This is a genomic window from Duganella sp. P38, from assembly GCF_050859475.1.
Taxonomy (GTDB): domain Bacteria; phylum Pseudomonadota; class Gammaproteobacteria; order Burkholderiales; family Burkholderiaceae_D; genus Rugamonas.
In genome coordinates this window covers 1,220,424-1,247,060 of sequence record NZ_CP193936.1, presented here as the reverse complement: position 1 = coordinate 1,247,060, position 26,637 = coordinate 1,220,424, and the positions used below count along the sequence as shown (strand labels likewise).

Here is a 26,637-nt window from a genome sequence, read left to right as displayed (position 1 = left end):
CGGCTTACTCCGGCGATCGGGCAACGTCGCCGACTGCCACCGGCGCTGTCACCTGCATGATCAAGCCGTAGGAAATCTGCTTGAACGTGCGGAAGATAAACAGGCTGCCCACTTCCTCGTCCGGCAGCCTGACCTGCTGCGCGCGCCCGAACCAGCCTTGTTCTGCCGTGGAATCGCGCACAGTTCTTCCCGCATGGTACAGCTGCAACACGGCGCCGATATCGAGTCCGTCAAGCTTTCCGCGATTAAGGCTGACGATCTGGCTCTGGCCGGCATGGGTAACGCCGCCATAGATGGCCACCACCCGCGCCTCGACCGGCTGCGCCGGCGCATGCGGCGCGTAGTTGCGCAGCGGCGCCGGCGGCACCGCGCGCAACTGGTCGCCGACGCCGATTTCCTGCACGGCCGTGTCCACCGTGAATGTATGCACGTCGCTGCCGGCGGCGGCGGACGCCTGCAAGCGCAGCGTGCCTAAATAAAATGCTTCATGACCGATAACTTGTCTGGTGACAGGATCTTTCAGCTGCGCGCCGGGGCGGAACACCTGGAACGCCGTATGGCCGCCCAGCTCGCCGCGCACATAGGCCTGGTCGCCCTTGCCGAGGAACACCCGCCCCTCGCGCGTGGCGACGATGCGCGGCGCGGCCTTGAACTCGTCATTCTCGATCACCAGCGGCTGGGTCAGGAATGGCTCGATGGCGCCCGGCGCGATCGACGGCACGGCGTTCTGGTCCACCAAGCCGGAACGCACGCGCGGTTGCAGCCGCTGCGTGGCCGGATCGTTGAGGCCGTCTTGCAGGCGCTGGCCCAGCCGCAGGCGGCCGGCGCCGCGGTCGAACCAGATGATCTGGCCCGGATAAATCCAGTGCGGGTTGGCGATCTCGTCCCGGTTCAGGTCCCACACGGTGGGCCAGCACCAGGGCCGGTACAGGAAGGCGCCGGCAATCTCCCATAGCGTGTCGCCCCGGACCACCACATGCTGGTCGGGCGCGTCGGGCCGGAACGCACACTCCGGCGGCGCGGCGCCGGCGCCGGAGGCAGCAAACAGGGCTGCCCATGCTAAGCATGTACCGACTGTGCTAAAATTTTTCATAACAGATCCAATAATAGATCCAGTAAGTGCGCCGCAAGCACACGGCAGCAAGCAGTAAAGCTTGCCAATTTGAATCAAATTCTGCCCATAAACCCCTGAACTAGCAAGCGAAACCGCGCTACCTGACCGGCGCGCTTGTTGCATTGGCGGGGCAAACCTACCGCAAACATACCGTTTTCACAAAGTTATCATGGCTATCTTAAATATTCTGCGTTACCCGGACCCGCGTTTGCACAAAGTGGCCGCGCCGGTCACCGTATTCGATGAGCGTCTGGAAAAACTGGTGGCCGACATGGCCGAGACCATGTACGACGCGCCCGGCGTCGGCCTGGCCGCGTCGCAGGTGGACGTGCACGAACAAGTGGTGGTGATCGACGTCACCGAAGACAAGAGCGGCCTTGTGGCCTACATCAATCCGGAAATCCTGTGGGCCAGCGACGACAAGCAGGTGTATGACGAAGGCTGCCTGTCGGTGCCGGGCATCTACGATGGCGTCGAGCGGCCGTCGAAAGTCAAGGTGCGCGCCTTCGACGTCAAGGGCCAGCCGTTTGAAGTGGACGCCGACGGCCTGCTGGCCGTGTGCATCCAGCACGAGATGGACCACCTGAAAGGCAAGGTCTTCGTCGAATACCTGTCGCCGCTGAAGCGCAACCGCATCAAGGCCAAGCTGCAGAAGGAAGAGCGCGGCATGCAGCGCGAAGCCCAGCTGCGCGCCCAGGGCCGCCGCTACTGATCGCCGGCGCCCATGAAAGTCATCTTCGCCGGCACGCCGGAATTTGCCGCCGTGGCCCTGCAATCGCTGCACGAGGCCGGTTTTGAGATCCCGCTGGTGCTGACCCAGCCGGACCGCCCCGCCGGCCGCGGCATGCAGCTGCAGCCGTCGGCGGTCAAGCAGTACGCCGTGTCGAAAGGCATCGAGGTGCTGCAACCGCTGTCGCTGCGCATGGACAGCAAGGACCCGCAGCGCGCCGAGGAAGCGACGGCCGCGCACCAGCGCCTGCTGTCGACACCGTACGATGTGATGGTGGTGGCCGCCTACGGCCTGATCCTGCCGCGCAGCACGCTGGACATCAAGCCCTGCCTGAACATCCACGGCTCGCTGCTGCCGCGCTGGCGCGGCGCCGCGCCGATCCACCGCGCGATCGAGGCCGGCGACGCTGAAACCGGCATCACCATCATGGAGATGGAGGAAGGCCTGGACACCGGCCCGATGCTGCTGATCGAGAAAGTCGCCATCGAAGACAGCGACACCACCGGCAGCCTGCACGACAAGCTGGCCGCGCTGGGCGGCAAGATGATTGTCGAGGCGCTGCGCAAATACGAGCACCACCAGCTGGAAGCGGTGGTTCAGCCGGAAGCGGGCGTCAGCTACGCGAGCAAGATCAGCAAGGAAGAAGCGGCACTGGACTTCAGCCAGCCGGCGCAAGACATCGGCCGCAAGATCCGCGCCTTCAATCCCTTCCCCGGCGCGCACGGCACGGTCAACGGCGTGGTGGTCAAGCTGTGGGGCGCGGAACTGGTCGACGCCAGCGGCCCCGCCGGCAAGGTGTTGTCGGCCGATGCCCAGCATGGCATCGTGGTCGCCTGCGGCAGCGGCGCGCTGCGTCTGACCTCGCTGCAAAAGCCCGGCGGCAAGCGCCTGCCCGCGGCCGAGTTCATCAAGGGCTTCCCGCTCGAAGGCCTGGCCTTCGCGTAATCAGTTCACCGCCAGCCTGTCGCGGCACGGCGCCGCGCTGCCGTAGCCGTTCAGGTTGGCGCGCAATATCAACAGCGACTGCCGGCGTTGCTCCAGCGCGGCCTGCTGCTCCTCAACCTGGCGCAGCAGGATGGCCGACTGGCGCATGGTCTTCTCGACCGAGCACTTGCCGTTTTCATCGAGCATGTCGCGTATCACTTCCAGCGAAAAGCCCAGCCGCTTGGCCCCTTGAATCAGGCGCAGCCGGTCCGGCGCGTTGCTGGCGTACTGGCGGTAGCCGGACGGCGTGCGCGACACAGGCGCCAGCAACCCCTGCTCTTCATAGAAACGGATTGCCGAGGCAGCAATGCCTGACTTGCGGGCGAGTTCACCGATTTTCATTTTTTGCTTGACCCTCAAGTTGACTTGAAACTTATTATAAGATGGTCCGCCCGAGCCTGCTTGCAGAGGCGTTATTACAAATAGGAGTATCGATATGACCGACGTGATTCAACACCTGAACTGGCGCTACGCCACCAAGAGCTACGACGCCGCCAAAAAGCTCGATGACGAAAAACTGAACCGCATCCTCGAAGCGATCCGCCTGGCGCCGACCTCCAGCGGCCTGCAACCGTTTGAAGTCTTCGTGGTGAACAATCCAGAGCTGCGCGCGAAGATCCGCGCGGTGGCGTGGAACCAGGCGCAAGTGACCGATGCTTCGCATCTGCTGGTGTTCGCGGCCTGGGACAACATCACGCCGGAACGCATCGACGCGATGTTCGATTACACCAATGAAGTGCGCGGCTTCAAGAACGAAGGCTGGGAAGCCTACCGCAAGCAGCTGCAAGGCATCGTTGCCGCGCGCGGCGACGCCGCCAACTTCGACGCCGCCGTGCGCCAGGCCTACATCGGCCTCGGCGTGGGCCTGGTGGCAGCCGCCGCCGAAGGCGTCGACAGCACGCCGATGGAAGGTTTCGACCCGGCAGCCGTCGACCAGATCCTGTCGCTGCACGAGCGCAAGCTGCGCAGCGTGGTGATCCTGCCGCTGGGCTACCGCAAGCCCGATACCGACTGGCTGGTCAACCTGAAGAAGGTGCGCCGTCCGCGCGAGCAGTTCATCAACGAACTGAATTAATCGCGCAGCGACAGCACGCGGTCGCCGCCGGCCGGTATGCAGCCGTCGGCGACCGGCGTCCAGCCGCGATGGATGACGATCCGCTGTTCATCGTGGCATAGCTCGACGCGCTCGCTTTGCGGAAAGCGGGCGCGCACAAAATCCTCCACCGTCGTCGGCAGGCTGACCTGCAGCTGAAGCGCGGCGCGGTCCTGCTCCGGATGATCGTTCAGGTGCACCAGCGGCACAAAGTACGACGCCAGCAGCCACCAGCGCGAGCCGACATCGACCGGCTGCGGCGCATAGCCCGCCTCGCGCAACCAGCCTTGCGCGCGTTCGCGTAAATCGTCGCCATCGGCCAGATCGCCCCAGCCGGCGGCCAGCATCTCGACCAGCCACTGATTGCAGTTCTGATAGCGCAAGCCATAGGCATAGGCGTTGGCGCTGTATTGCGCCGCCAGCAGATGCAGCGCGCGCGAGGTGTCGAGCAGCGCCGGGCGCAGCGCCAGCACCGCCTGCGGCGGCAGGCGCACGATGCTCAGGTAGCCGATTTTCGGCGAGTCGGTGCCCATGGCGAAACCGGCCAGGCCCTGGTCGTAGATGCGCGGACGGCCCTCGTCGCAGGCATAGTACAACTGGCGCGCCGCCCACAGGCCGTCATCGGAACGCCAGGCCAGCGCCGCGTGCGAATAGCGGATGTTGAAGCGCGACAGGTCGAGGCCGGAGCGGCTGACCAGCGCCACGCTTTCCTCGCTGGAAGCCAGTTCCTCGCGCAGCACGGCGGCAAAGCGCAGCAGGCGGTCCTGCTCGGCGGCCGTGAGCTCCTGTGTGCGGTCGCAGAAGCGCGACGACGACGCCTGCGCAGCGCCCGCCGCCAGCAGCAGGCCCAGCGCCAGCGCGCGCAGCGGCTTCAACGGCCCAGCGGACGCGATGCCAGTTCGCCGTACCACGCATCGGCCAGCACCAGATAGAACGGCTGGCGATTGTCGGCGCGGCCGAACTCGATGCCGTAGACGCGGTTGTGCGCATACATCGCATCGCCCACCGCCAGCCGCTGCTGGGCGAATGTGGTTTGCGGCAGGTCCAGCACCACGCGCTGCTGCGCGTCCTCGGTCTGCATGGTGATGCGCGCGCGGCCCTCGTGCCCGGGCGTGGCGGCGATGTCGATGATGCGATAATCGGCGTCGGCCACTTTGTTGCCGTTGTTGGAACTGTTGCTGGAACCGGCCAGCGAATCGGACACGCTGCCGCTGGAGGCCGAGCCGGCGCTGGACGCCGACGACGCGATGCTCTCGGCCCGCGCGCTCAACGCCAGCCCCAGCGCGCCAACGGCGCAGAGCAATCGCATGGTCAAAGTGATATTCATCTACACTTCCTCAACTGAGCAAATAAAGCAGTATAAAAGGAGATCGCCATGCCCGCACCTGAAATCGCCTGCTGGTTCGACTTTGCCAGCAACTACAGCTACCTGAGCGTGCTGCGGCTGGCGCGGCAACGCGACGTCATCGTGCACTGGAAGCCCTTCCTGCTGGGGCCGATTTTTGCGGCGCAGGGCTGGGACAACTCGCCGTTTGTGCTGCAACCGGACAAGGGGGATTATGTGTGGCAGGACATGCCGCGCGAATGCGCCAAGTATCAACTGCCGTGGCGCCGGCCGTCCGAGTTTCCGCGCCGCTCGCTGCTGGCCGCGCGCGTGGCCTTGCTGGGCGAGCATCAGCCGTGGATGGCGGAGTTCTGCGCCCGCGTCATGCTGGCCAACTTCGAGCACGACGAAGACATCGGCAGCGAGGCAGTCATCGCCGCAGTCCTCACCAGCATCGGCCTGGACGCCACGGCGCTGCTGGCCGCCGCCCAGTCCGACGACAACAAAGCCCGCCTGCGCGCCCGCAATGACGAGGCGCGCGCGCTGCGCATCTTCGGCGCCCCCACTTTCTTCGTCGGCGCCGACATGTATTGGGGCAACGACCGCCTAGCCGATGCGTTGGCTTTGGCCAACCGTCGCTAACCTAGCCTGATATCTCTCCATGTAGACATGCAAAACCATACTGATCCGCGTAGAACATTCTGCCTCATCAAAGCTCACGCCATGCTTCTTCATATTGCTTTGATTCTTGCGCTCATCCCACTCGAAATCCGTGTCCGCTCCATCTCAGTATAGAGAGCGACCAAACGCGCACTGTTTATGGTGCGCCACTGCGCAAGGCGGCCGTTGAGATAGATCAGGGAGGCGAAACAGCAGATTGTTGCGGCAATGCCGCGCTTGGCTGAAGCATATTCAGGTATGCCGTATAATCTCAGACCGCCCGCCGCTTCGGGCGCGCCCGCCCACGATCCCTGAGATAGCAAATGAATAACACCGTATCCCGTCCCGTCATGTCCAAGACCGATGCCCAGCTGCGCGAGATTCTCGCCCGCCGCATCATGATTCTCGACGGCGCGATGGGCACCATCATCCAGCAGTACAAGCTGGATGAAACCGCCTATCGCGGCGGCCCCGACGGTGCATTCATCGACTTCGCCGCGCCGCCGGAAGCCGGCGCGCGCGAACTCTTCGTCAAGGGCAACAACGAGCTGCTGACGCTGACCCAGCCGCACGTGATCCAGGAAATCCACGAGCGCTACCGGCCGGCGGCGCCGACCTCATCGAAACCAACACCTTCGGCGCCACCTGGATCGCCCAGGACGATTACTACATGGGCCACCTGGCCTACCAGATGAACGTCGAGGCGGCCAAACTGGCGCGCGCCGCCACCGCCAAGTACAGCACGCCGGACAAGCCGCGCTTTGTCGCCGGCGCCCTCGGCCCGACGCCGAAAACCGCGTCGATCTCGCCGGACGTCAACGACCCGGCCGCGCGCAACATCACCTTCGACCAGCTGGTGGACGCCTACTACGAACAGACCAAGGGCCTGATCGAAGGCGGCGTCGACCTGCTGCTGGTGGAAACCATCTTCGACACGCTGAACTGCAAGGCCGCGCTGTTCGCCATCGACAAGTTCTACGCAGACCATCCGGCGCAGGAACGCCTGCCGCTGATGATCTCCGGCACCGTCACCGACGCCTCCGGCCGCATCCTGTCCGGCCAGACCGTGCCGGCGTTCTGGAACTCGGTGCGCCACGCCAAGCCGCTGACCATCGGCCTCAACTGCGCGCTGGGCGCGGCGCTGATGCGCCCGTATGCCGAGGAGCTGTCGCAGATCGCCGACACCTTCGTCTGCATCTACCCGAACGCCGGCCTGCCCAACCCGATGAGCGACACCGGCTTCGACGAGCTGCCGGCCGACACCTCGGCGCTGCTGAAGGAATTCGCCGAAGCCGGCTTCATCAACGTTGCCGGCGGCTGCTGCGGCACCACGCCCGACCACATCCAGGCCATCGGCGAGATCCTCGCCACCGTCAAGCCGCGCGCCGTGCCGCAAGTGCCGGTGGCGCAGCGCCTGTCCGGCCTGGAGCCGTTCACCATCGACGACGACTCGCTGTTCGTCAACGTTGGCGAGCGCACCAACGTCACCGGCTCGAAAGCGTTCGCGCGCATGATCCTCAACGAGCAGTACGACGAGGCGCTGAGCGTGGCGCGCCAGCAGGTGGAAAACGGCGCCCAGGTCATCGACATCAACATGGACGAGGCGATGCTGGACTCGCAGGCCGCCATGACCCGCTTCCTCAACCTGATCGCCTCCGAGCCGGACATCTCGCGCGTGCCGATCATGATCGACTCGTCCAAGTGGTCGGTGATCGAGGCCGGCCTGAAGTGCGTGCAGGGCAAGTCCATCGTCAACTCCATCTCGATGAAGGAAGGCGAGGAAGAATTCATCCGCCAGGCCAGGCTGTGCCTGAGCTACGGCGCCGCCGTCATCGTCATGGCCTTCGACGAAACCGGCCAGGCCGACACCTACGAGCGCAAGATCGAAATCTGCGGCCGCGCCTATAAGGTGCTGACCGAAAAGGTCGGCTTCCCGCCGGAAGACATCATCTTCGACCCGAACATCTTCGCGGTCGCCACCGGCATCGAAGAGCACAACAACTACGCGGTCGACTTCATCAACGCCACCCGCTGGATCAAGGACAACCTGCCGCACGCGAAAATTTCCGGCGGCGTCTCCAACGTCTCGTTCTCGTTCCGCGGCAACGACCCGGCGCGCGAGGCGATCCACACCGTGTTCCTGTACCACGCCATCAAGGCCGGCATGACCATGGGCATCGTCAACGCCGGCATGGTCGGCGTCTACGACGACCTGGAGCCGGAACTGCGCGAGCGCGTGGAAGACGTGGTGCTGAACCGCCGCGAAGACGCCACCGAGCGCATGATCGAATTCGCCGGCACGCTCAAGGCCGGCGCCGGCAAGCAGGACGCCGCCAATCTGGAATGGCGCAACGCGCCGGTCGAAAAGCGCCTGGCGCACGCGCTGGTGCACGGCATCACGCAGTGGATCACCGAGGATACCGAGGAAATGCGCGCCGCCGTCGACGCCAGGGGCGGCCGCCCGATCCACGTGATCGAGGGCCCGCTGATGGATGGCATGAACATCGTCGGCGACCTGTTCGGCCAGGGCAAGATGTTCCTGCCGCAGGTGGTGAAATCGGCGCGCGTGATGAAGCAGGCCGTGGCGCACCTGATTCCGTTCATCGAAGAGGAAAAGCTGGCCGAAGAAAAACGCACCGGCATCGTCGCCAAGCCGAAGGGCAAGATCGTCATCGCCACCGTCAAGGGCGACGTGCACGACATCGGCAAGAACATCGTCTCGGTGGTGCTGCAATGTAATAACTTCGAAGTGGTCAACATGGGCGTGATGGTGCCGGCCTCGGAAATCCTGGCGCGCGCCAAGGTCGAGAACGCCGACATCATCGGCCTGTCCGGCCTGATTACGCCCTCGCTGGAAGAGATGGCCCACGTGGCCAAGGAAATGCAGCGCGACGAGCACTTCCGCATGCTGAAGATTCCGCTGCTGATCGGCGGCGCCACCACCAGCCGTGCCCACACGGCAGTGAAGATCGCCCACAACTACGACGGCCCGGTGGTCTACGTGCCGGACGCCTCGCGTTCGGTGTCGGTGGCGCAGTCGCTGCTGACGCCGGAGTCGCGCGAGCAGTACATCGACGAGCTGGAACAGGACTACGCCCGCATCCGCGAGCAGCACGCCAACAAGAAGGCGCTGCCGATGCTGTCGCTGGCCGAGGCCCGCGCCAACAAGATGAAGCTGGCGTTCGCGCCGGTCAAGCCGAAGTTCATCGGCCGCCGCGAGTTCAGGAACGTCGACCTGGCCACCATCGCCAGGTACATCGACTGGGGCCCGTTCTTCCAGACCTGGGACCTGGCCGGCCCCTTCCCCGCCATCCTGACCGATGAAGTGGTCGGCGAGGCTGCCACCAAGGTGTTCGAGGAAGGCCAGGCGATGCTGAAGAAGCTGATCGACGGCCGCTGGCTGACCGCCAACGGCGTCATCTCGCTGCTGCCGGCCAACACCGTCAACGACGACGATATCGAGGTCTACACCGACGATACGCGCACGACGGTCGGCTTCACCTATTACGGCCTGCGCCAGCAAGGCGTCAAGCCGGTGGTCGATGGCGTGCAGCGCCCTAACCAGTGCCTGTCGGACTTCATCGCGCCGAAGGACAGCGGCGTCAAGGATTACATCGGCATGTTCGCCGTCACGGCCGGCCTCGGCATCGAGAAGCACGAGAAGCGCTTCGAGGACGCGCACGACGATTACTCGTCGATCATGCTGAAATCGCTGGCCGACCGCCTGGCCGAAGCGTTCGCCGAATACCTGCACGAGCGCGTGCGCACCGACCTGTGGGGCTACCAGTCGAACGAGTCGCTGAGCAACGAGGACCTGATCGCCGAGAAATACATCGGCATCCGCCCGGCGCCCGGCTACCCGGCCTGCCCCGAGCACACCGTCAAGCGCGAAATGTTCGACACCATGCAGGCCGAGGAGATCGGCATGGAGCTGACCGATTCGTTCGCGATGTATCCTGGCGCGGCGGTGTCCGGCTTCTACTTCGCCCACCCGGAATCGAAATACTTCGTGGTTGGCAAGATCGGCACCGACCAGCTCGACGACATGGCTGCGCGCCGTGGCGTCGCCAGGGAAGAGCTGGAACGCTGGCTGGCGCCCAACCTGTCTTAATCGAGCGGCGGCACGGCGCCGTCCGCCAGCGTCTTCAGCAGGCGCGCGCGGCGGCGTTCCAGATCGGCGATCTGCTGCTCGATCGAGGCCAGCCGCTTGCGCTGCGCCTCGCTGGTCTGGCTGCACGCGGCCGCGCCCTCGATCATGCGCATGCAATCCGGGAAGGAACGGATTTCCTCCAGGCTGAAACCGGTGGCGATCATGCGCTGAATCTGCCGCACCTGCGTGACCGCCGACGGCGGAAACATGCGGTAGCCATTGCTGCCGCGCATGGACGTCAGCAGGCCCTGTTGATCGTAATGGCGGATCGAACGCACGCTGGCGCCAGTGGCGGCGGCCAGCTTGCCGATGGTCAGTGCTTGTTTATCCATGCCGGACAGCATATCACTTTTCCGCTTGACCCTGACACCGGTGTCAGGGTCCACACTGAAGGCTCATATCATTCACGGGGCCTTTATGTTCACCATCCATCCATTCCGCCTGCTGGCCGCGCTGCTGCTGCTCGTCACATTGCACGCGCAGGCGCGCGACTACATCGCCACCGCGCCGGACGGCGTTACCCTCGCCGTGCAGGAAAGCGGCAACCCGGACGGCGTGCCGGTGATCTTCATCCACGGCCTGCTGGGCAGCCGGCTGAACTGGTCTGAGCAACTGGCCAGTCCGCAATTGCAGGGCTATCGCCTGATTACCTATGACTTGCGCGGCCATGGCCTGTCCGCCAAGCCGGCCGGCACGCGGGCCTACAGCGACGGCCGCCGCTGGGCCGATGACCTGCGCGCCGTGATGCAGGCGGCGCAGGTGCACAAGCCGGTGCTGGTCGGCTGGTCGCTGGGCGGCGCGGTGATTTCCAATTACCTGGCGGCCTACGGCGACCAGGACCTCGCCGGCGCGGTGTATGTGGACGGCGTGATCGAGCTGGCGCCCGAGCAGATTACCGCGCATCCGGACATTTACCGCGACCTGATCTCCAGCGATCTGCGCACGCATCTGGACGCCATCAACGCCTTCCTGCGCCTGTGCTTCCAGACACCGCCGCCGGCGCCGGTGCTGGAGCGCCTGCTGGCGAATGCGGCCATGGCGTCATGGGACATGCAGCGCGGCGTGCAATCGATGACGGTGCCGGCGGCCGAGGGCTTGCGCGCCGCCCGCGTGCCGCTGCTGTTGCTGTACGGCGAACAGGATGCGCTGGTGCGCACCGGGCCGGCCATCGCGCGCGCGGTGGCATTGAACCCGCGCATTCAAAGCAAGCGCTACGCCCGGTCCGGCCACGCGCCGTTCCTGGAGGAGCCGCAGCGCTTCAATCGCGACCTGGCGGCGTTCATCGCTCAGCTGCGCTGATCCCTGAGGAACCTGGCGACCGCCAGGCCGCCGAACACCAGCGCGAAGCCGAGCTGCACCAGCATCGGCAGCAGCGCCGCCTCCACGCCGAGGCCGCGCCAGGTGACGGCGTCCAGGCCGTCGATGGCCCAGCGGGTCGGCACCACCAGGGTCAGCGTCTGCATCCATGCGGGGAAGACGAACGACGGCACCCAGGCGCCGCCCAGCATCACCAGGATCAGCGTGGCAAAGACGGCGATGCCGCGCGCCGCTTCCGGCGTCTTGCCGAAGGCGGCGATGAACAGGCCGAAGGCGGCCGTCATCAGGCCGAAGCACACCACCAGCCCGACGAAGCCGCCGATGCTGGCGATCTGCACCTTGAAGATCAACATGGCGCAGGCGAACATGGCGCACATCAGCGCGGTGGCGATGATGGCGCCGGAGATGGCGCGCGCCATCAGCACCGTGGTCAGCGATACCGGCGCGGCCAGCAGGCGGTTCCAGATGCCGAGCTGGCGCGCCAGCAGCACGCCGATGCCCATGTCGATGCCCATGAACAGGATGAACTGCACGCCCATGCCGGCAAACGAGTGCGCATAACCGTTGTATTTCGGACCGCTGCTCAAGGCCTGGTCGCTGGTGCTGAACGGCATGCTCATGCCGCCCGCCGCGGCGTCCGGCTCGGCCGCCGCCGTGGCGGCGCCGGTGGCTGGCGGCGGCTCGCTTGCGGAGACGGCGCGCTGTTGCTGGAACTTCTGCAGGCTGCCGAGGAACTCGCCCAGCTGCGCTTGCGCGGGCGTGCGCTGCGCGGCGGGCGGCAGCTCGGCCAGATGGCGCTCCGTGGTGGCGGCGCCGTCGCTGCCCATGACGGCGGCGCTGGTCTGCTGCATCACATGCTGCGTCAGCAGTCCCTTCACCATCGCCAGCACCGTCGATTGCGACGGATCGTAATACACCGGCAGCTCCGGCTTGTTGCGGCCACCGAACAGCGCGTCGGACGCCTTCTGGCCGAAGCCGTCCGGTATCACCACCGCCACCGGCAACTTGCCGGCGCGCACGCGCGCCTGCGCCTCCCCGGCGCCCAGTTCGATGATCCGCAGCGTCGCATCCTGCCTCAGGCCGGCGGCGATCTTCTGCCCGACCGCCGACTGGTCCAGCAGCACCAGGCCGACATCGATCTTGCTGGTGCTGGAATCTGGACTGCCGCCAAACAGCGAGCCGAAGAACGCCGCCAGCACCACCGGCATCAGCAGGTGCAGCATCAGCGCGCGCTTGTCGCGCAGGTAGCGGATCAGGTCTTTGCGAATCAGGGCGATCAATGCGGTCATGGTGGGGTGTCGCGCAGGCTGCGGCCGGTAAGGTTGAGGAAGATGTTTTCCAGCGATGTGCGGGCCGTCGAAAAATGCAGCAGCGCCAGGCCTTCGGCGTTGAACCACGCCAGCACCGGCGCCGCATGAACGGCGTCACCAAGGCCGATGTCGAGCCTGGCGCCGGCACGCTCGACACCGGTCACGCCCGGCAACGCCCGCACCTGCCGCAGCAGCGTGTCCGGCGGCGCCTGCGCCAGCTCGACATGCAACGCCGCCTGCGCCGGCAGCCGCTGATACAGCGCGGCCGGCGTCTCGTCGGCCAGCACCTTGCCGTGATCGATGATAACGATATGGTCGGCCAGCCGCTCCACCTCCTCCATGTAGTGGCTGGTGTAAATCAGCGAGCGACCCTGCGCCTGCAAGGCTTCCAGCGTATCGAAAATGGCGTTGCGGCTTTGCGGATCGACGCCGACGGTCGGCTCGTCGAGAATCAACAGCTGCGGCTCATGCAGCAGCGCGGCGGCGATATTCAAACGCCGCTTCATGCCGCCGGAAAAACTGGATGGCAGGTCGGCCGCGCGGTCGTTCAGCCTGACCAGCGCCAGCACCTGCTCGCAGCGGGCCTTCAGCAGCGCGCCCTTGAGGCCGTACAAGCCGCCGAACAGCTTGAGATTTTCCAGCGCCGACAAGTCCTCGTACAGCGCCAGATCCTGCGGCACAAAGCCGATCTTGCGCTTGGCGGCGCTGGCGCCCAGGCCGACCGCCGCGCCGTCGAGCGTGATGCTGCCGGCATCGGCGCGCAGCAGGCCGCAGATCATGGCGACGGTGGTGGACTTGCCGGCGCCGTTCGGCCCGATCAGGCCCACGGTCTGGCCCGGACGCACCTGGAACGACACGCCATCGACCGCCTTGCGCGCGCCGTAGGACTTGGAAATTTGCTGCACGCTCAGTAACACGCCGCCTCCGAATGATTCGAACCGGCTTGCAGCATAGCCCTGCCATATTAAATTGGCAAGCCGGGATGAACTTTTGCGGCCGCCGGCCGGACTAAGTAGAACGCCGCCAGCCGGCGGCCTGACTACCAAGGGAGGCAATATGGCAAACAAACCATCCGTCAAGCGCTGGCGGGATCAGGTGATCCTGCTGCTGGGTCTGTGGTTCTTCATCACGCCATGGGTGTTCGGTTACCCGATGCCGTCGGTCCAGGCCTGGACCGCGTTCATTTCGGGCGCGGTCATGGTGCTGCTGGCGGCGTTCGACCTGTACAAAACCTACTTCTGGGCCGTGGTGCTCAACCTGCTGGTGGGCGTCTGGGTGGCGGTGTCGCCGTGGGTGCTGCGCATGGCCGATAACCCCGACCTGATGTGGAACTCGCTGGTGGTCGGCATCGCGGTCGCCGTGCTGGCGTTGTGGGAAATGCGCACCGATCCGGAACTGGTCAAGCACTGGCCGGGGGCCGGCCACGTCACCTGAGGCGGCGCATGGCGTGGTGCATGGCGTGCTGCTTTTACAGCGCGTAGCGCACCACGTTGTCGCTCCACTCGAAGGCGGCCATTTCCAGCTCCACCAGTTCATCGGTGGACATGGCCAGATCGCGCAGCGTCGGCACGATGTGGTTGTCCATGTCCTCGATGCGCTCGATGCATTCGACCAGCTTGAGCAGGTCGCCGTAGAAGCCGCCGCGATGCAGCAGCGCGGCGCGCACCTCGTCGCCGACCGGAATCTGCTCCAGGATCTCGGCCATCGACATGCCGAACAGCGTGTCCATCAGCGACATGATGCCGACCGTGAAGGCAACGTCGGCCGCTTCGCGCTGGCCCTGGCGCAGCTTGCCGGCCAGCAGTTCCAGCAGGCGGCCGCGCGTGGTGGCCAGCATCAGCAGCGGCGTCATGCTGTGACCGCGCTTGCCCGGCTCGGCGTACAGCATGATCTGCAGCCAGCGCTGCAACTGGCGGCGGCCGAGGATGGTCACGGCCTGGCTCAGCGAATCGATGCGCTGGCGCGCGCCGACCGCCGGCGTGTTCACCAGCCGCAGCAGGTTCAGCGCCAGCGAAACGTCGCGCTTGATGGCGCGCTCGATGTCGGCGTTGTCGGCGTCCGACGTCACCAGCGTCATCAGCTCCATCACCGCCAGCTGCGACGGCGACAGCTTCTTGCCGCTCATGATGACCGGCCGCGAAAAATAATAGCCCTGGAAAAAGTCGAAGCCGAGGTCCAGGCAATTCTTGAATTCCTCGCGCGTTTCGACTTTTTCCGCCACCAGCTTTTTCTTCTCCTGGCGGAAGCGCGGCGCCAGCTTGCTCAGCGTCGACAGCGGCATGTTGCGCATGTCCATCTTGACGTAATCGACCAGCGGCAACAGCGCCTGCACCGCCTCGGTTTCGCCGGTGACGTCGTCCAGCGCGAAGCTGAAGCCGAGGCCGCGCAGCTCGCGGATGCGGGCGACCACCAGCGGCGTGGCCTGCATCGTGTTGATGATTTCCAGCACCACCTTCTCGCGCGGCAGAAAGGAAAAGATATCGCTCATCAACACGCTGTCCCCGACATTGACAAAGCCCAGCGCGTCGCCGATGGTTTTCTCCAGGCCCAGCTGCGAGGCATGGGCGATGACGGCCGCAGTGGCGTTCAGATCATTGGTGACATGGGCCGGCCCCACCGGTGCATTGCGGAACAGCAATTCGTAGCCGAACAGGGCCTGGTTGCGGTCCAGGATGGGCTGGCGTCCCAGATAGAACTCGCGCACGCGCAAGCTCTGGCTGCCGCTGTCATGTAGGGAGAGATCGATCATTGCATGTCCAAAATGAAAGGCGCTAAGCTATTCTGACAGCAAAGAATGGCGGTGTCTTGGATAATTTATCCGCGCAGCGGCACCGGCCGTTGCGGGCTCATGGCTGCGGGCAGCCGTCGATGAACAGCTTCAGCTCGCCCGGCAGGAAGGCGGTCCAGCGCTCGTTGGTGGTCAGCGGCTGGGTGACGATGATGGCCACGCGGTCGTTGGGTGTCGTTACCTTGGAGAAATCCACACTAACATCCTCGTCCGACAGCTTGGCGGTCTCGAACGGATGCTGGCGCACCAGGTAGAACAGATTGGTCGAGCAATGCGCGAACAGCTCGGCGCCGGCCGACAACATCATATTGAAGGTGCCGTGCGTAGCGATCTCGTGCACCAGCGAACTGAGCACCGAACGCAGTTCCGCCAGCGCCGGCCGCTGCTCGCCGAAACGCGCGCGCAGCTGTTGCAGGATATAGCAGAAGGCGCGCTCGCTGTCGGTGCTGCCGACCGGGCGGAAAGCGCCGTTCAGCAGCGGCTGGAAATCCTTCAGGTCGCCGTTATGGGCGAACACCCAGTACTGCCCCCACAGCTCGCGCACGAACGGGTGGCAGTTCTCCAGCGCCACCTGGCCCTGCGTGGCCTTGCGGATATGGGCGATGACGTTGGTGGACTTGATCGGGTAACGCTTGATCAGCTCGGCAATCGGCGAGGCGATGGCCGCCTGGTGATCGACGAAATGGCGCACGCCGGCGCCCTCGAAGAAGGCGATGCCCCAGCCGTCGTGGTGGGTATCGGTCTGGCCGCCACGCATGGCAAAGCCGGTAAAGCTGAACACAATGTCGGTCGGGACATTGCAGTTCATTCCTAGAAGTTGGCACATGGCGTGATTATAACCACGCCATGTGCGCCGGGGAGAACTTAATGCAGCAGCACGGGCTGGCTCATCAGCACATCATAGCTGCCTAAAAATTCATCGATTTCCGCCATCGTCGGTTCATTGGCGATCAGCTCGTTGACGTCGCGGCGGAAATTCTGCGCCAGCACGCCGGCGATGAAGATCTCGCGCTTGCCGCCTTTGTCGACGATTTCATAGCCGCCGAAGCGTAATGCCTCGAGATTGCGGTCGGCACCGAATTCGACAACACTGTATTGCTCGCTGTTGTAGATGAGGTTCATTCTGCTTCCTTTCTCAAGGGCGAAACACCTGCGTTTTCGCTTTCAATCCGCAACTGGGGTTGAAAGCGGCCGTTTTCAAGGCCTGTCAGCGGGCTGGGGCGAGGCCACCAGAGTGTCTTGCAGTGCCAGCAAGTCTCCGTAGGGCGCCTCGGACAACCAGGAACGCAGCTGTGCCAGATGCTCGGCCGAGGCCAGGCTGATGTAGAGCCGCGCGGGGGGACGGCGCAGCACACGGTTCAATGTTACGCGCAAAATCAGATTACCGCTGCAATGCAGGCAGCCTGGTGCGATACGCAACACTTGCGGCACATTTTCGTAGGGAAACGGTCCATCGGCAGGATCGAAGGCCAGGGCCGAACCGCCGTCCGACAAGCCCTCCAGAATGATGACGCTGGCGCCGTCGTTGGGCAGATGGGCGGCGATGGCCGCCTCGCGCGCGCCGGCGCGCGCGCCGGTGACCAGCCACGTCGGCACCGGCGGCCGGTGATGGGCGGCGCCGGGCTCCGGTGTGGCGGCCACGATCAGGCGTTTTTCTTGGCCAGCTTGCCGGGCTCGACGCCCAGCTGTTTCAGCTTGCGGTACAGGTGGGTGCGTTCAAGGCCGGTTTTCTCGGCCACGCGCGTCATGCTGCCGCCTTCGCGGCCCAGGTGGTGCTCGAAATACATGCGTTCGAAGGCGTCGCGCGCCTCGCGCAACGGCAGGTCGAACGACAGGCTGATGTGGTTGTCGGTGCCGGCCACGGTGGCGCCGCCGCGCACGGCGATGCCGGCCACCGGATTGGGCGCGGCAAAGCCGGCGCCGGGCGCGCTTTGCGCCTCTTCCGGCTGCGCCACCACCGGACGCGGCGCCAGCGCCGGCGCCCGCACGGTTTCCTGCGCGCGCGTCAGGCCGGCCTGCACCGCCTTCAGCAGCTTTTGCAGCGCGATCGGCTTTTCCAGGAAATTGAGCGCGCCGATGCGGGTCGCCTCGACTGCCGTATCGATAGTCGCGTGGCCCGACATCATGATGACCGGCATGGTCAGCAGGCCGTCGCGTTGCCATTCCTTGAGCAGCGTGACGCCGTCGGTATCGGGCATCCAGATATCGAGCAGCACCAGGTCCGGCGCGCCCTGGGCGCGCGCTTCGCGGGCCTGCTGGGCGTTTTCCGCCAGTTGTATTGCATGTCCCTCGTCGCTCAAGATTTCCGAGAGCAACTCGCGGATACCCATTTCATCGTCAACTACCAGAATGTTTGCCATCTTCCCTTGTCCTCATTTCGCCGTCGATGGACGGCAATGATGTTTGTAGTCATAGCCGTTAGCTATTTTGCGACGCCGGTGCTAACTTTAACAGCAAAATCAACACTGACGCGCCACTTCTATCGACATGGTTCTGAATATCGATCCGTCCGCCATGTTCCTCGATAATTTTTTTCACCATCGCAAGGCCCAGGCCGGTGCCGCGCGTCTTCGACGTGACATACGGTTCAAACGCGCGCGCCAGGATTTTCGGCGCGAAGCCGGGGCCATTATCGCTAATCGCCAGCCGCACGGCTGTGCGCGAACTCCCATCCGCGCCCTGATAATGAATCGCTTCGGTGATCACGTCAATGCGCGGCTGCGGTGCGCCGGCCGGCAGTTCGGCCATCGCGTCCTGGGCGTTCTGCAGCAGGTTGTGGATCACCTGGCGCAGCTGGGTCGGGTCGCCCATCACCAGCGGCAGGCCGGCGCCCAGCTGCGGGTGGATGATGTCGTTGCCCTCGCCGCTGATGTACAGGTGCAGGATTTCGTCGACCAGCGCGTTCAGGTCCAGCGCTTCCAGCACCGCCGGCGGGGTCTTGGCGTAGTCGCGGAAATCGTCGACCATGCGCTTCATCGCCGCCACCTGGTTGACGATGGTGCTGGTGCCCTTGTTGAGCAGCGCGGCGTCCGGCGGCAGCAGCTTGTCTTCCAGCTTCATCTGCATGCGCTCGGCCGACAGCTGGATCGGCGTCAGCGGGTTCTTGATCTCGTGCGCCAGCCGGCGCGCCACCTCGCCCCAGGCGATCGAGCGCTGCGCCGAAATCACGTCGGAGATATCGTCGAACACCACCAGGTAGCCGCTGCCGCCCTCGACCGGCAGGCGCGAGCCGCGCGTCAGCAGCGTCAGGTCGTTGTCCTCGACGCCGACGGCGGCCGGGCGCGGCACCTCGATCTGGCGCTGCCAGTGCAGCCGCGCCGGATTGCGGCCGGCCGCCGACTGCGCGTTCTGCGCGGCAAACCCGGCCACGATGGCGGCGCCGAACTCCTGCAAGCCGTCGATCTCGTCGAGCTTCTGGCCGATCATGGTGACGCCGGCCTGCTGCAGGATGCGTTCGACCGAGTCGTTGCAGCTGATCAGGTGGAACTCATGGTCCAGCACCATCACGCCGGCCGACATATTGGCCAGCACCGACTCCAGGTGGGCCTTGGCGTTTTGCAGCGCCGCGCGGTTGCGCTCGACGGCGCTGCGGGCGTCCGACAACTGGCGCGTCATGGTGTTGAACGATTGCGTCAGCGTGCCCAGCTCGTCGGAGGTGGCGACGATCGGCCGCGGCGACAAGTCGCCCTCGGCCACCGCGCGCGTGCCCTCGGCCAGCAGCAGCAGCGGCTGCGCCAGGTCGCTGGCGATCAGGAAGGCGCTGGCGATGGCGCCGAACACCGCCAGCAGCAAGGTCAGCGTCAGCGTCACGATATACATCTTGCGCAGGCCGACGCGGGCGTCGAAGCGCTCCTTGTAGTCGGCGTAAGCGCGGCGGATGGTTTCGCCGTCGGCCGCCAGCTGCGCCGGCGCCAGCTGGATCAGTTGCAGGTAGCGCGGCGCCAGGTGGGCGCCGTTCGGCTGCACCGGGTCCGGGATCGGGATCACCACCCGCAGCCGCAGCTGGTTGACCGGGTCGACCGGGGTCACCGGCGCGCTGACCAGGTCGCTATGCAGCTCGTTGCCGCCTTCGGGTGCGCCATAGGCGGCGTCCTGCTTGACCCTGGCCATCATGTCGCGCGTCGGCAGGTCGGCGCTGAGATTGCCGCTGCGGCTGGCGCGGGCGCTGACCACCAGCCCGCCCTCGGCGTCGACGATGATGGCGTTCTGCATGCCGGGATCGCTCTTGACCAGCGCCGCCAGCGTGGCGCGCTCGGTGCCGAACGGGCGCTCGGCGAGGTCGCGCGCGGTGCGCTGGGCGGTGGCGTTGAGTTCGCCGACGGCGCGGTCCAGGCCGGCGCGGCTGAGGTTGATGCCGGAATTCAAGGCTTCTTCCACCGGCACATTGAACCAGGACTCGATCGAGTGCGAGACGAACTGCACGGACACCAGGAAGATCACCAGCCCCGGCAGCACGCCGATGGCGGCGAACAACAGCACCAGCCGGGTCATCAGCCGGGAGCCGAACTTGCCGGCCTTGTAGCGGGAATACAGGCGGAACAGCGACACCGCCACCAGCAGCAGCAGGCCGGCGGCCACCGCCGCGTTCAGGCCCAGCAGCCAGGCGTAGGAGCGGTCGAAGAAGCCGGAATTGTCGGAGGCCGAGGCCAGCAGGAACAACAGGATGCTGACGATGGCGCCACCAACGACAGCAAAATACCGCAAGGCCGTCTTCACTTACTCAGCCCTGTACTGGAAGGTTTTCTTGTCCGACGCCAGGCGCCATTCACTGTTATTCAGGGCGTTGACCTTGAGCGGCTTGGGCACGTAGTTCGGGTCCAGACCCATGCTCAGCTTGACCGTGTAGGTCTCGCCGGGCTTCAGCTTGTCGCGCCCGGCAACGATCCAGCGGTTCGGCCGGCGGATCAGGAACAGCGCGTCTTCCAGCGACGAGAAGCTCTGGTGCACGCTGCCGCTGACGGCGACGTTGTACTGCCGGGTCAGCACGTTGTAGGACAGGCTGATGGTCTGGCGCGCGGTGATGGCTTTTTCGTCAAACCAGTACCAGCGCGGGCGGGTGAATTCAATTTCGGTATAGAAATACAGCGTGCGCCCGTATTGCAGCGCGTCCTCCATCTCGTGGCTCAGTTCGAAGCCATAGGTGGCCGACAGCCGGTAGCCGTCTTCGGTGGCCTCGACCAGCGCGCGGCGGATCTCCACGCCTTCGGCCGCGTGCGAGGGCTGCGGCAGCAGCGCCAGCATCAGCAGTATCGGAGCGATCAGAAGTCGAAAAATCGTAGCGTCACGGGTGGGCAAGTGCTCAAGAGGTTACGCATTTTTCTGGAACAGCGCGTAAAACAAACCATCGTGATCCTGCCCGGAGCCGCCGGCGGGGAGCAATTGACCGGGCGCATCCAGTCGGACAGCCTGATTACGAACAGCAAAAGCGGCCGCCTGCGCCTCGGATTCCTGCGGCCACAAGGAACATGTCACGAATAGCAATTTACCACCCGGTGCCAGCATCTGCCATAGATTGTCCAGGATTTTTCCGGAAAGTGTTGCAAGTTGGAGCGTGTCGGCCTTGCGGCGCAGCCAGCGGATATCCGGATGGCGGCGCACGATGCCGGAGGCGGTGCACGGCACGTCGGCCAGGATGCGGTCGAACGGCCGGCCGTCCCACCAGTCCGGGTGTTGCGCGTCGGCCGGCTTGAGCGCGGCTTTTAGTTGCAGGCGATCAAGATTCTCGCCGACGCGGGCCAGGCGCTTCGGATCGGCGTCCAGCGCGGTGACGTCGGCGTCGGCCAGTTCCAGGATGTGGCAGGTCTTGCCGCCGGGCGCCGCGCAGGCGTCCAGCACGCGCATGCCGGCCTGCACGTCCAGCAGCGGCGCGGCCAGCTGGGCGCCGGCGTCCTGCACCGACACCTCGCCGTCGGCGAAGCCCGGAATCAGGTGCACGCCGACCGGTTTTTCCAGGCGCACGGCATACGGGCCGATGCGGGTGGCGGCCATGCCGGCCGCTTGCAGCTTGGCCAGGTACTGTTCGACCGTGTTCTTGCGCGTGTTGACGCGCAGCGTCAATGGCGGCGGCGCATTGCCCGAGGCAAGAATTTCCTGCCATTGTTGCGGCCACGCCGTTTTCACGCCATCGATCCACCATTGCGGGTAGTTCCATTTGGCCACCGGCTGCAGCAGCGCGGTGTCCAGCAGCGCCTGGCGCTCGCGCAGGAAGCGGCGCAGCACGGCGTTGATCATGCCCTTGGCGCGCGCGGTGTCCGGGTGGGCGCCGGCGGCGGTGACGGTCTGGTCGACGATGGTGAATTCTTCATACGGCGCCGTCTCGTCCGGCGCGGTCATCAGCGCCAGTGCGCACGACAGCAGCGCCGAGACCAGCGGCTCCGGCGCCTTGGGCGCCATCAGGCTGGTCAGCGCCTCGCTCTGGCCCAGCTGGCGCATGGCGCGGTAGGCGAGGTCCTGCATGGCGCCGCGCGCTTGCGGCGTGGCGTCCGGCTGTTTCGCCCACACCTGGGCCAAGGCCTGCGGCAGGTTGGTGCCGGTCTTGACCTGGGCGATGGCAGTGGCGGCGCCGATCAGGCTGTAGGCCAGCGAGTCGGGTTTGAGGTTGGTCTGGAAGTGGGTCTGCAACGCCGGTTTCAGCTCCCGGGCATGGCTGGCGCGCAGTTTCGGCGCGGCCGGCTTGGCGGGAGACTTCAAAGAGAGCGTTGGACGCTTGTTCATATGCTAATTCCAGAGTGGGTGACGGCCGTGATCGCGCAGTATCCATTAGCGCCACAGGCAAGGCGACAGCGGTATTTGCTTAATTTAGATCAAACGTGCCGCCACCGGCGGGCGTATGATCGACGCATGGCTACCCAACCAAAATTTGACGAATCCGATACCGTTCAGGTTCTGACACGCCTGACAGGGGTGGAAACGCGCCTGACCGGTGTGGAAACGCGCCTGACCGGTGTGGAAACGCGCCTCACCGGTGTGGAGACCGATCTCGCTGTGGTGAAATCAAACTACGCGACCAAGGCCGACATCGCGGGACTGGAAACCAAGATGGCGCAAATGGAAACCCGCCTCATCAAATGGTTCGTCGGCACCGCCATCACGCTGTCCGCTGTCGTGGGCACCATCGCCTTCGCCGTGGCAAGGTTTCTTCATTAGCAACACCCCGCTACCTCACAGTCCGCCCCCACGCCCGGTCAACACAGTATAATTAATGCTGTTTGGCCGGCGCCCATGCGCCCGCCGTTTCCACTATCTGATGAATTTTTAAGCGCATGCTAGCCCAACAAAAACAAGATATCACGGCCCTGTTCCAGGCCGCCCTCGCCCCGATCCTGGCCGCTACCGACGTCACCGCCAACGTTGTGCTGGAGCGTCCGCGCGACCCGTCGCACGGCGACGTCGCCTGCAACATCGCCATGCAACTGGCCAAGCAGCTGAAAATGAACCCGCGCGAACTGGCCACCAAACTGGTCGACGCGCTGTTGGCCAACCCGGCCCGCAACGGCCTGATCGACAGCGCCGACATCGCCGGCCCGGGCTTCATCAACCTGCGCGTCAGCGCCGCCGCCAAGCAGGCCGTGGTCAAGGCCGTGCTGGCGCAGGGCGCCGCCTTCGGTTCCGGCGACGCCGGCGCCGGCAAAAAAGTCATCATCGAATTCGTCTCCGCCAACCCGACCGGCCCGCTGCACGTGGGCCACGGCCGCCAGGCGGCGCTGGGCGACGCGCTGTCGTCGCTGTTCGCCTCGCAAGGCTACGACGTCACCCGCGAGTTCTACTACAACGACGCCGGCGTGCAGATCCAGACGCTGGCCAACTCGGTGCAGGCGCGCCTGCGCGGCCACAAGCCGGGCGACGCGGCCTGGCCGGAATCGGCCTACAACGGCGACTACATCGCCGACATCGCCGCCGACTTCCTGGCCAAGAAGACTGTGTCGGCCTCCGACGGCTCGCCGGCCACCGCCTCCGGCGACATCGAGGACATCGAATCGATCCGCGCCTTCGCCGTGACCTACCTGCGCAACGAGCAGGACATCGACCTGCAAGCCTTCGGCGTCAAGTTCGACAACTACTACCTGGAATCGTCGCTGTACTCGGACGGCAAGGTCGACGCCGCCGTCGACCTGCTCAACAAGTCCGGCAAGACCTACGAGGAAGAAGGCGCGCTGTGGCTGAAAACCGAAGACTACGGCGACGACAAGAACCGCGTGATGCGCAAGAAGGACGGCACCTACACCTACTTCGTGCCGGACGTGGCCTACCACATCGTCAAATTCCAGCGCGGCTTTAACCAGGCCATCAACATCCAGGGCTCCGACCACCACGGCACCATCGCCCGCGTGCGCGCCGGCCTGCAGGCCGTCAACCTGGGCATCCCGCAAGGCTTCCCGGACTACGTGCTGCACAAGATGGTCACCGTGATGAAGGGCGGCGAAGAGGTCAAGATTTCCAAGCGCGCCGGTTCCTACGTCACCGTGCGCGACCTGATCGAATGGTCGGGCGGCGGCGACATCACCAAGGGCCGCGACGCCGTGCGCTTCTTCCTCATCTCGCGCAAGGCCGACACCGAATTCGTGTTCGACGTCGACGTCGCGCTGAAAACCTCGGACGAGAATCCGGTCTACTACGTGCAGTACGCCCACGCGCGCATCTGCCGCATGCTGGAACAGTGGACCGGCGACGAAGCGTCGCTGGCCAATGTCGACCTGTCGCCGCTGACCGCACCGACCGAGGCAGCGCTGCTGGCGACGCTGGCCGCCTACCCTGAAGCGCTGGCGCGCGCGCAGGCGGAACTCGGCCCGCACCAGATCGCGTTCTACCTGCGCGACCTGGCCGCCAACCTGCACAGCTTCTACTTTGCCGAGCGCGTGCTGGTTGACGACGAAGCGCTGAAGGCCGCGCGCATCGCGCTGATGGTCGCCACCCGCCAGGTGCTGCGCAACGGCCTGGCGCTGATCGGCGTTTCGGCACCCAACAAAATGTAATCGCGAAGGACATCCCGCACAATGAATTTCCGTTCCAGCTTTACTCCGCACAGCAAACAGCAGGGCAACACCTTCGTCGGCATCATCATCGGTCTGGTCATCGGCCTGAGTATCGCCGTCGTGGTGGCGCTGATGATTACCAAGGGCGCGACGCCGTTCACGGACAAGGGCCATCCGGGCAAAGCGACGGAACCGACTGCGGGACAAGTCGCCGATCCAAACAAGCCTATGTACGGCAACAAGGACGCGGCGCGCGAAGCGGCCAAGGACCTGGGGCGCGAACAAGCGGCGCCCGCGCCGGCCACGCCAGCGCCACCGGCGCCGGCGGCGGCCGATCAGTTGCAGGCGATGGTCGACAAGATCCAGAACACGCCGGCGGCGCCAGCCAAGCCAGCGGCCGCGCATGCAACGCCGAATGCCGCCAACGTCACACCGCAACCGGCGGCCAAGAGCGACGCCGGCGGCGACGAGAAATACATCTACTATCTGCAGGCCGGCGCCTTCCGCGAAACGGCCGACGCCGAAAGCGCGCGCGCCAAGTTGGCCTTGCTGGGCTTTGAAGCCAACATCTCTGACCGTACCACCGACACCGGTGTGCTGCACCGCGTGCGCCTGGGGCCTTACAACCAGGTGGAAGCGATGAACAAAGTCCGTCAGCAAGCTGTCCGAAAACGGTATCGACGTGGCCGTCGTCCGCAACCAGAAATAAGGAATCACCATGCGCTTTCTGAAGTTCCTCCTCACCGCCATCACCCTGAGCGCCGTGGCGTTCACCGCCTCGGCCTCGCCGACCGACCCGAAGGAAGGCGTGGAATACAAAACCTTGGCCAAGCCGCAGCCGGTGGACACCGGCAAAAAAGTCGAAGTCATCGAATTCTTCGACTACGCCTGCCCGCACTGCGCCGCGTTCGACGGCACGCTGAACGCGTGGGTCAAGAAACAGGGCGACAACATCGTCTTCAAACGTGTGCACATCGGCCGCCAGGGCGGCGACGTGCCGCAGGCGCGCATGTTCTACACCCTGCAGGCCATGGGCGTGCTGACGCCGGAACTGCACACCAAGGCCTTCAACGAAATCCACGTCAATCGCAACCGCATGAACCGCGATGAGCTGGTGTTCGATTTCGTCGCCAAGCAGGGCGTCGACAAGCAGAAATTCATCGACACCTATCGCGGCTTCGGCGTGGCCGCCCAGGTGCGCAAGTCGCTGGCGCAAATGGACGCCTACCAGGTCGAATTCTGGCCGCTGCTGATCGTCGACGGCAAATACCAGACCGCGCCGTCGATGGCCAATGCAAACGCGACCACCGAAGCGCAGCTGAACGAAGACGTCACGCGCGTGCTGGACGCGCTGGTCGTCAAGGCCAAGGCAGAGAAGAAGTAAGCATGACGCCTTTGCGCGTCTTCATCACCGGCGCCTCCAGCGGCCTGGGCGCCGCGCTGGCCCGCCAGTACGCCGCGCAAGGCGCCACCCTCGGCTTGCTGGCCCGCCGCGGCGAAGCGCTTGCCGCGCTGATCGCCACCCTCCCCAACCCGCAACAGCACCGCGCCTACCCGGCCGATGTGCGCGACCACGCCGCCATCGACGACGCCGCGCAAGCCTTTCTGGCGCACGCCGGCGGCGTCGATGTGGTGATCGCCAACGCCGGCATCTCGGCCGGCACGCTGACCGAGTACGCGGAAGACATGCCGGTCTTCGCCGACATCATCGCCACCAACGTCACCGCCACCGCTGCCACCTTCGCGCCCTTCATCGCCGCCATGCGCGCGCAGCGAACGCCGGGCAGGCTGGTAGGCATCGGCAGCGTGGCCGGCATTCGCGGCCTGCCGGGCGCCGGCGCTTACAGCGCCTCCAAGGCCGCCGTCATCAGCTATTGCGAAGCGCTGCGGCTGGAGGTCAAGCGCTACGACATCCGCGTGGTCACCATCTGCCCCGGCTACATCGACACGCCGATGACGCAGATAAATCCATATCCGATGCCGTTCCTGATGGCGCCAGAAAAATTCGCCGCGCGCGCGCTGCGCGTCATCGACGCCGGCAGCAGCTATGCCGTCATTCCTTGGCAGATGGGCGTCGTCGCCAAGCTGCTGCGGGTGCTGCCCAACAGCGTGTTCGACCGGGCCTTCAGCAAGGCGCCGCACAAACCCCGCAAGTCCGCCGGCGCCGCCGCGCCGCATTGATATGCGCACTGATA

The 26,637-nt window shown here is 65.3% G+C and carries 26 protein-coding genes and 2 pseudogenes; 12 read left to right on the top strand and 16 right to left on the bottom strand.

Annotated features, from left to right (window positions below; all coding sequences use genetic code 11):
- Positions 1-4: 4 nt before the first annotated feature.
- Positions 5-1,093: a LysM peptidoglycan-binding domain-containing protein gene (locus ACRQ5J_RS05680; protein WP_432381697.1), complete on the bottom strand. Its 1,089-nt coding sequence runs from the start codon at positions 1,091-1,093 to the stop codon at positions 5-7.
- 190 nt (positions 1,094-1,283) lie between these two features.
- Here ACRQ5J_RS05680 and def point away from each other — a divergent pair, with 190 nt between their 5' ends.
- Together def and fmt are read left to right on the top strand one after the other, a co-directional pair.
- Positions 1,284-1,826: a peptide deformylase gene (def, locus tag ACRQ5J_RS05675; protein ID WP_432381695.1), complete on the top strand. Its 543-nt coding sequence runs from the start codon at positions 1,284-1,286 to the stop codon at positions 1,824-1,826.
- 12 nt (positions 1,827-1,838) lie between these two features.
- Complete coding sequence (fmt, locus tag ACRQ5J_RS05670; RefSeq protein ID WP_432381694.1) at positions 1,839-2,789, top strand: methionyl-tRNA formyltransferase; 951 nt, start codon at positions 1,839-1,841, stop codon at positions 2,787-2,789.
- On the opposite strand, the gene ACRQ5J_RS05665 is transcribed toward fmt, so the two are convergent.
- Entirely contained in the window at positions 2,790-3,170 is a 381-nt protein-coding gene (locus ACRQ5J_RS05665) for a MerR family transcriptional regulator (RefSeq protein ID WP_432381692.1), read from the bottom strand. It abuts the gene before it with no gap.
- Between the two features lie 94 nt (positions 3,171-3,264).
- Between ACRQ5J_RS05665 and ACRQ5J_RS05660 the strand changes: the two genes are divergently transcribed.
- The gene (locus ACRQ5J_RS05660; RefSeq protein WP_432381690.1) at positions 3,265-3,903 is read left to right on the top strand and encodes an NAD(P)H-dependent oxidoreductase; all 639 of its coding nucleotides are present in this window, start codon (positions 3,265-3,267) and stop codon (positions 3,901-3,903) included.
- Here the strand turns inward: ACRQ5J_RS05660 and ACRQ5J_RS05655 are convergent.
- Positions 3,900-4,796 (bottom strand): DUF2145 domain-containing protein, encoded by an 897-nt coding sequence (locus tag ACRQ5J_RS05655; protein WP_432381688.1) that lies wholly within the window; start codon positions 4,794-4,796, stop codon positions 3,900-3,902. The genes ACRQ5J_RS05660 and ACRQ5J_RS05655 overlap by 4 nt on opposite strands.
- Positions 4,793-5,248 (bottom strand): hypothetical protein, encoded by a 456-nt coding sequence (locus ACRQ5J_RS05650; protein WP_432381686.1) that lies wholly within the window; start codon positions 5,246-5,248, stop codon positions 4,793-4,795. The genes ACRQ5J_RS05655 and ACRQ5J_RS05650 overlap by 4 nt, the downstream gene beginning before the upstream one ends.
- A gap of 48 nt (positions 5,249-5,296) precedes the next feature.
- Here ACRQ5J_RS05650 and ACRQ5J_RS05645 point away from each other — a divergent pair, with 48 nt between their 5' ends.
- A complete protein-coding gene (locus tag ACRQ5J_RS05645) occupies positions 5,297-5,887 on the top strand; it encodes a 2-hydroxychromene-2-carboxylate isomerase (protein ID WP_432381685.1) in 591 nt (196 codons plus the stop codon).
- Here ACRQ5J_RS05645 and ACRQ5J_RS05640 read toward each other — a convergent pair.
- Positions 5,852-5,980, bottom strand: coding sequence for a hypothetical protein (locus tag ACRQ5J_RS05640; protein ID WP_432381683.1), 129 nt, complete (start codon positions 5,978-5,980; stop codon positions 5,852-5,854). The genes ACRQ5J_RS05645 and ACRQ5J_RS05640 overlap by 36 nt on opposite strands.
- A 275-nt stretch (positions 5,981-6,255) precedes the next feature.
- Here ACRQ5J_RS05640 and metH point away from each other — a divergent pair.
- Positions 6,256-10,016, top strand: a pseudogene (gene metH, locus ACRQ5J_RS05635) (methionine synthase).
- Here metH and ACRQ5J_RS05630 read toward each other — a convergent pair.
- Positions 10,013-10,387 carry a MerR family transcriptional regulator gene (locus ACRQ5J_RS05630; RefSeq protein WP_432381681.1) on the bottom strand — a complete coding sequence of 125 codons (375 nt, stop codon included), beginning with the start codon at positions 10,385-10,387 and terminating at the stop codon, positions 10,013-10,015. The pseudogene metH and the gene ACRQ5J_RS05630 sit on opposite strands and share 4 nt — an antisense overlap.
- Before the next feature lie 85 nt (positions 10,388-10,472).
- Here ACRQ5J_RS05630 and ACRQ5J_RS05625 point away from each other — a divergent pair, with 85 nt between their 5' ends.
- Positions 10,473-11,354 carry an alpha/beta fold hydrolase gene (locus ACRQ5J_RS05625; protein ID WP_432381679.1) on the top strand — a complete coding sequence of 294 codons (882 nt, stop codon included), beginning with the start codon at positions 10,473-10,475 and terminating at the stop codon, positions 11,352-11,354.
- Here ACRQ5J_RS05625 and ACRQ5J_RS05620 read toward each other — a convergent pair.
- Positions 11,342-12,661 carry an ABC transporter permease gene (locus ACRQ5J_RS05620; RefSeq protein ID WP_432381677.1) on the bottom strand — a complete coding sequence of 440 codons (1,320 nt, stop codon included), beginning with the start codon at positions 12,659-12,661 and terminating at the stop codon, positions 11,342-11,344. The two genes, ACRQ5J_RS05625 and ACRQ5J_RS05620, sit on opposite strands and share 13 nt — an antisense overlap.
- Entirely contained in the window at positions 12,658-13,599 is a 942-nt protein-coding gene (locus ACRQ5J_RS05615; RefSeq protein WP_432381675.1) for an ABC transporter ATP-binding protein, read from the bottom strand. The genes ACRQ5J_RS05620 and ACRQ5J_RS05615 overlap by 4 nt, the downstream gene beginning before the upstream one ends.
- 139 nt (positions 13,600-13,738) lie before the next feature.
- Here ACRQ5J_RS05615 and ACRQ5J_RS05610 point away from each other — a divergent pair, with 139 nt between their 5' ends.
- Positions 13,739-14,116, top strand: a complete 378-nt coding sequence (locus ACRQ5J_RS05610; RefSeq protein WP_432381674.1) for an SPW repeat protein — start codon at positions 13,739-13,741, stop codon at positions 14,114-14,116.
- Positions 14,117-14,150: 34 nt separating this feature from the next.
- Here the strand turns inward: ACRQ5J_RS05610 and ACRQ5J_RS05605 are convergent, their stop codons facing one another.
- The 8 genes from ACRQ5J_RS05605 to rsmB form a co-directional block, all read right to left on the bottom strand.
- Complete coding sequence (locus ACRQ5J_RS05605; protein ID WP_432381672.1) at positions 14,151-15,431, bottom strand: EAL and HDOD domain-containing protein; 1,281 nt, start codon at positions 15,429-15,431, stop codon at positions 14,151-14,153.
- Positions 15,432-15,528: 97 nt separating this feature from the next.
- Complete coding sequence (locus tag ACRQ5J_RS05600) at positions 15,529-16,296, bottom strand: class II glutamine amidotransferase (protein ID WP_432381670.1); 768 nt, start codon at positions 16,294-16,296, stop codon at positions 15,529-15,531.
- Positions 16,297-16,334: 38 nt separating this feature from the next.
- The gene (locus tag ACRQ5J_RS05595; protein WP_432381668.1) at positions 16,335-16,592 is read right to left on the bottom strand and encodes a BTH_I0359 family protein; all 258 of its coding nucleotides are present in this window, start codon (positions 16,590-16,592) and stop codon (positions 16,335-16,337) included.
- Positions 16,593-16,667: 75 nt separating this feature from the next.
- Complete coding sequence (locus tag ACRQ5J_RS05590) at positions 16,668-17,111, bottom strand: GTPase (protein ID WP_432381667.1); 444 nt, start codon at positions 17,109-17,111, stop codon at positions 16,668-16,670.
- Between the two features lie 2 nt (positions 17,112-17,113).
- Positions 17,114-17,830 (bottom strand): response regulator, encoded by a 717-nt coding sequence (locus tag ACRQ5J_RS05585; protein WP_432381665.1) that lies wholly within the window; start codon positions 17,828-17,830, stop codon positions 17,114-17,116.
- 58 nt (positions 17,831-17,888) lie between these two features.
- Positions 17,889-20,186, bottom strand: a complete 2,298-nt coding sequence (locus ACRQ5J_RS05580; protein ID WP_432381663.1) for an ATP-binding protein — start codon at positions 20,184-20,186, stop codon at positions 17,889-17,891.
- Positions 20,187-20,711 carry a DUF4390 domain-containing protein gene (locus ACRQ5J_RS05575; protein WP_432381661.1) on the bottom strand — a complete coding sequence of 175 codons (525 nt, stop codon included), beginning with the start codon at positions 20,709-20,711 and terminating at the stop codon, positions 20,187-20,189.
- Between the two features lie 66 nt (positions 20,712-20,777).
- A complete protein-coding gene (gene rsmB / locus ACRQ5J_RS05570; RefSeq protein WP_432381659.1) occupies positions 20,778-22,184 on the bottom strand; it encodes a 16S rRNA (cytosine(967)-C(5))-methyltransferase RsmB in 1,407 nt (468 codons plus the stop codon).
- Between the two features lie 126 nt (positions 22,185-22,310).
- Between rsmB and ACRQ5J_RS05565 the strand changes: the two genes are divergently transcribed.
- The 5 genes and pseudogenes from ACRQ5J_RS05565 (at position 22,311) to ACRQ5J_RS05545 (ending at position 26,623) form a co-directional block, all read left to right on the top strand.
- Positions 22,311-22,616 carry a hypothetical protein gene (locus tag ACRQ5J_RS05565; protein ID WP_432381657.1) on the top strand — a complete coding sequence of 102 codons (306 nt, stop codon included), beginning with the start codon at positions 22,311-22,313 and terminating at the stop codon, positions 22,614-22,616.
- Between the two features lie 116 nt (positions 22,617-22,732).
- Positions 22,733-24,442 (top strand): arginine--tRNA ligase, encoded by a 1,710-nt coding sequence (gene argS / locus ACRQ5J_RS05560; RefSeq protein ID WP_432381655.1) that lies wholly within the window; start codon positions 22,733-22,735, stop codon positions 24,440-24,442.
- Between the two features lie 21 nt (positions 24,443-24,463).
- A pseudogene (locus ACRQ5J_RS05555) lies at positions 24,464-25,151 on the top strand (SPOR domain-containing protein).
- Positions 25,152-25,160: 9 nt separating this feature from the next.
- The gene (locus tag ACRQ5J_RS05550) at positions 25,161-25,826 is read left to right on the top strand and encodes a thiol:disulfide interchange protein DsbA/DsbL (RefSeq protein ID WP_432381654.1); all 666 of its coding nucleotides are present in this window, start codon (positions 25,161-25,163) and stop codon (positions 25,824-25,826) included.
- Positions 25,827-25,828: 2 nt separating this feature from the next.
- Complete coding sequence (locus tag ACRQ5J_RS05545; RefSeq protein WP_432381652.1) at positions 25,829-26,623, top strand: SDR family oxidoreductase; 795 nt, start codon at positions 25,829-25,831, stop codon at positions 26,621-26,623.
- The last annotated feature ends 14 nt before the right edge of the window (positions 26,624-26,637 follow it).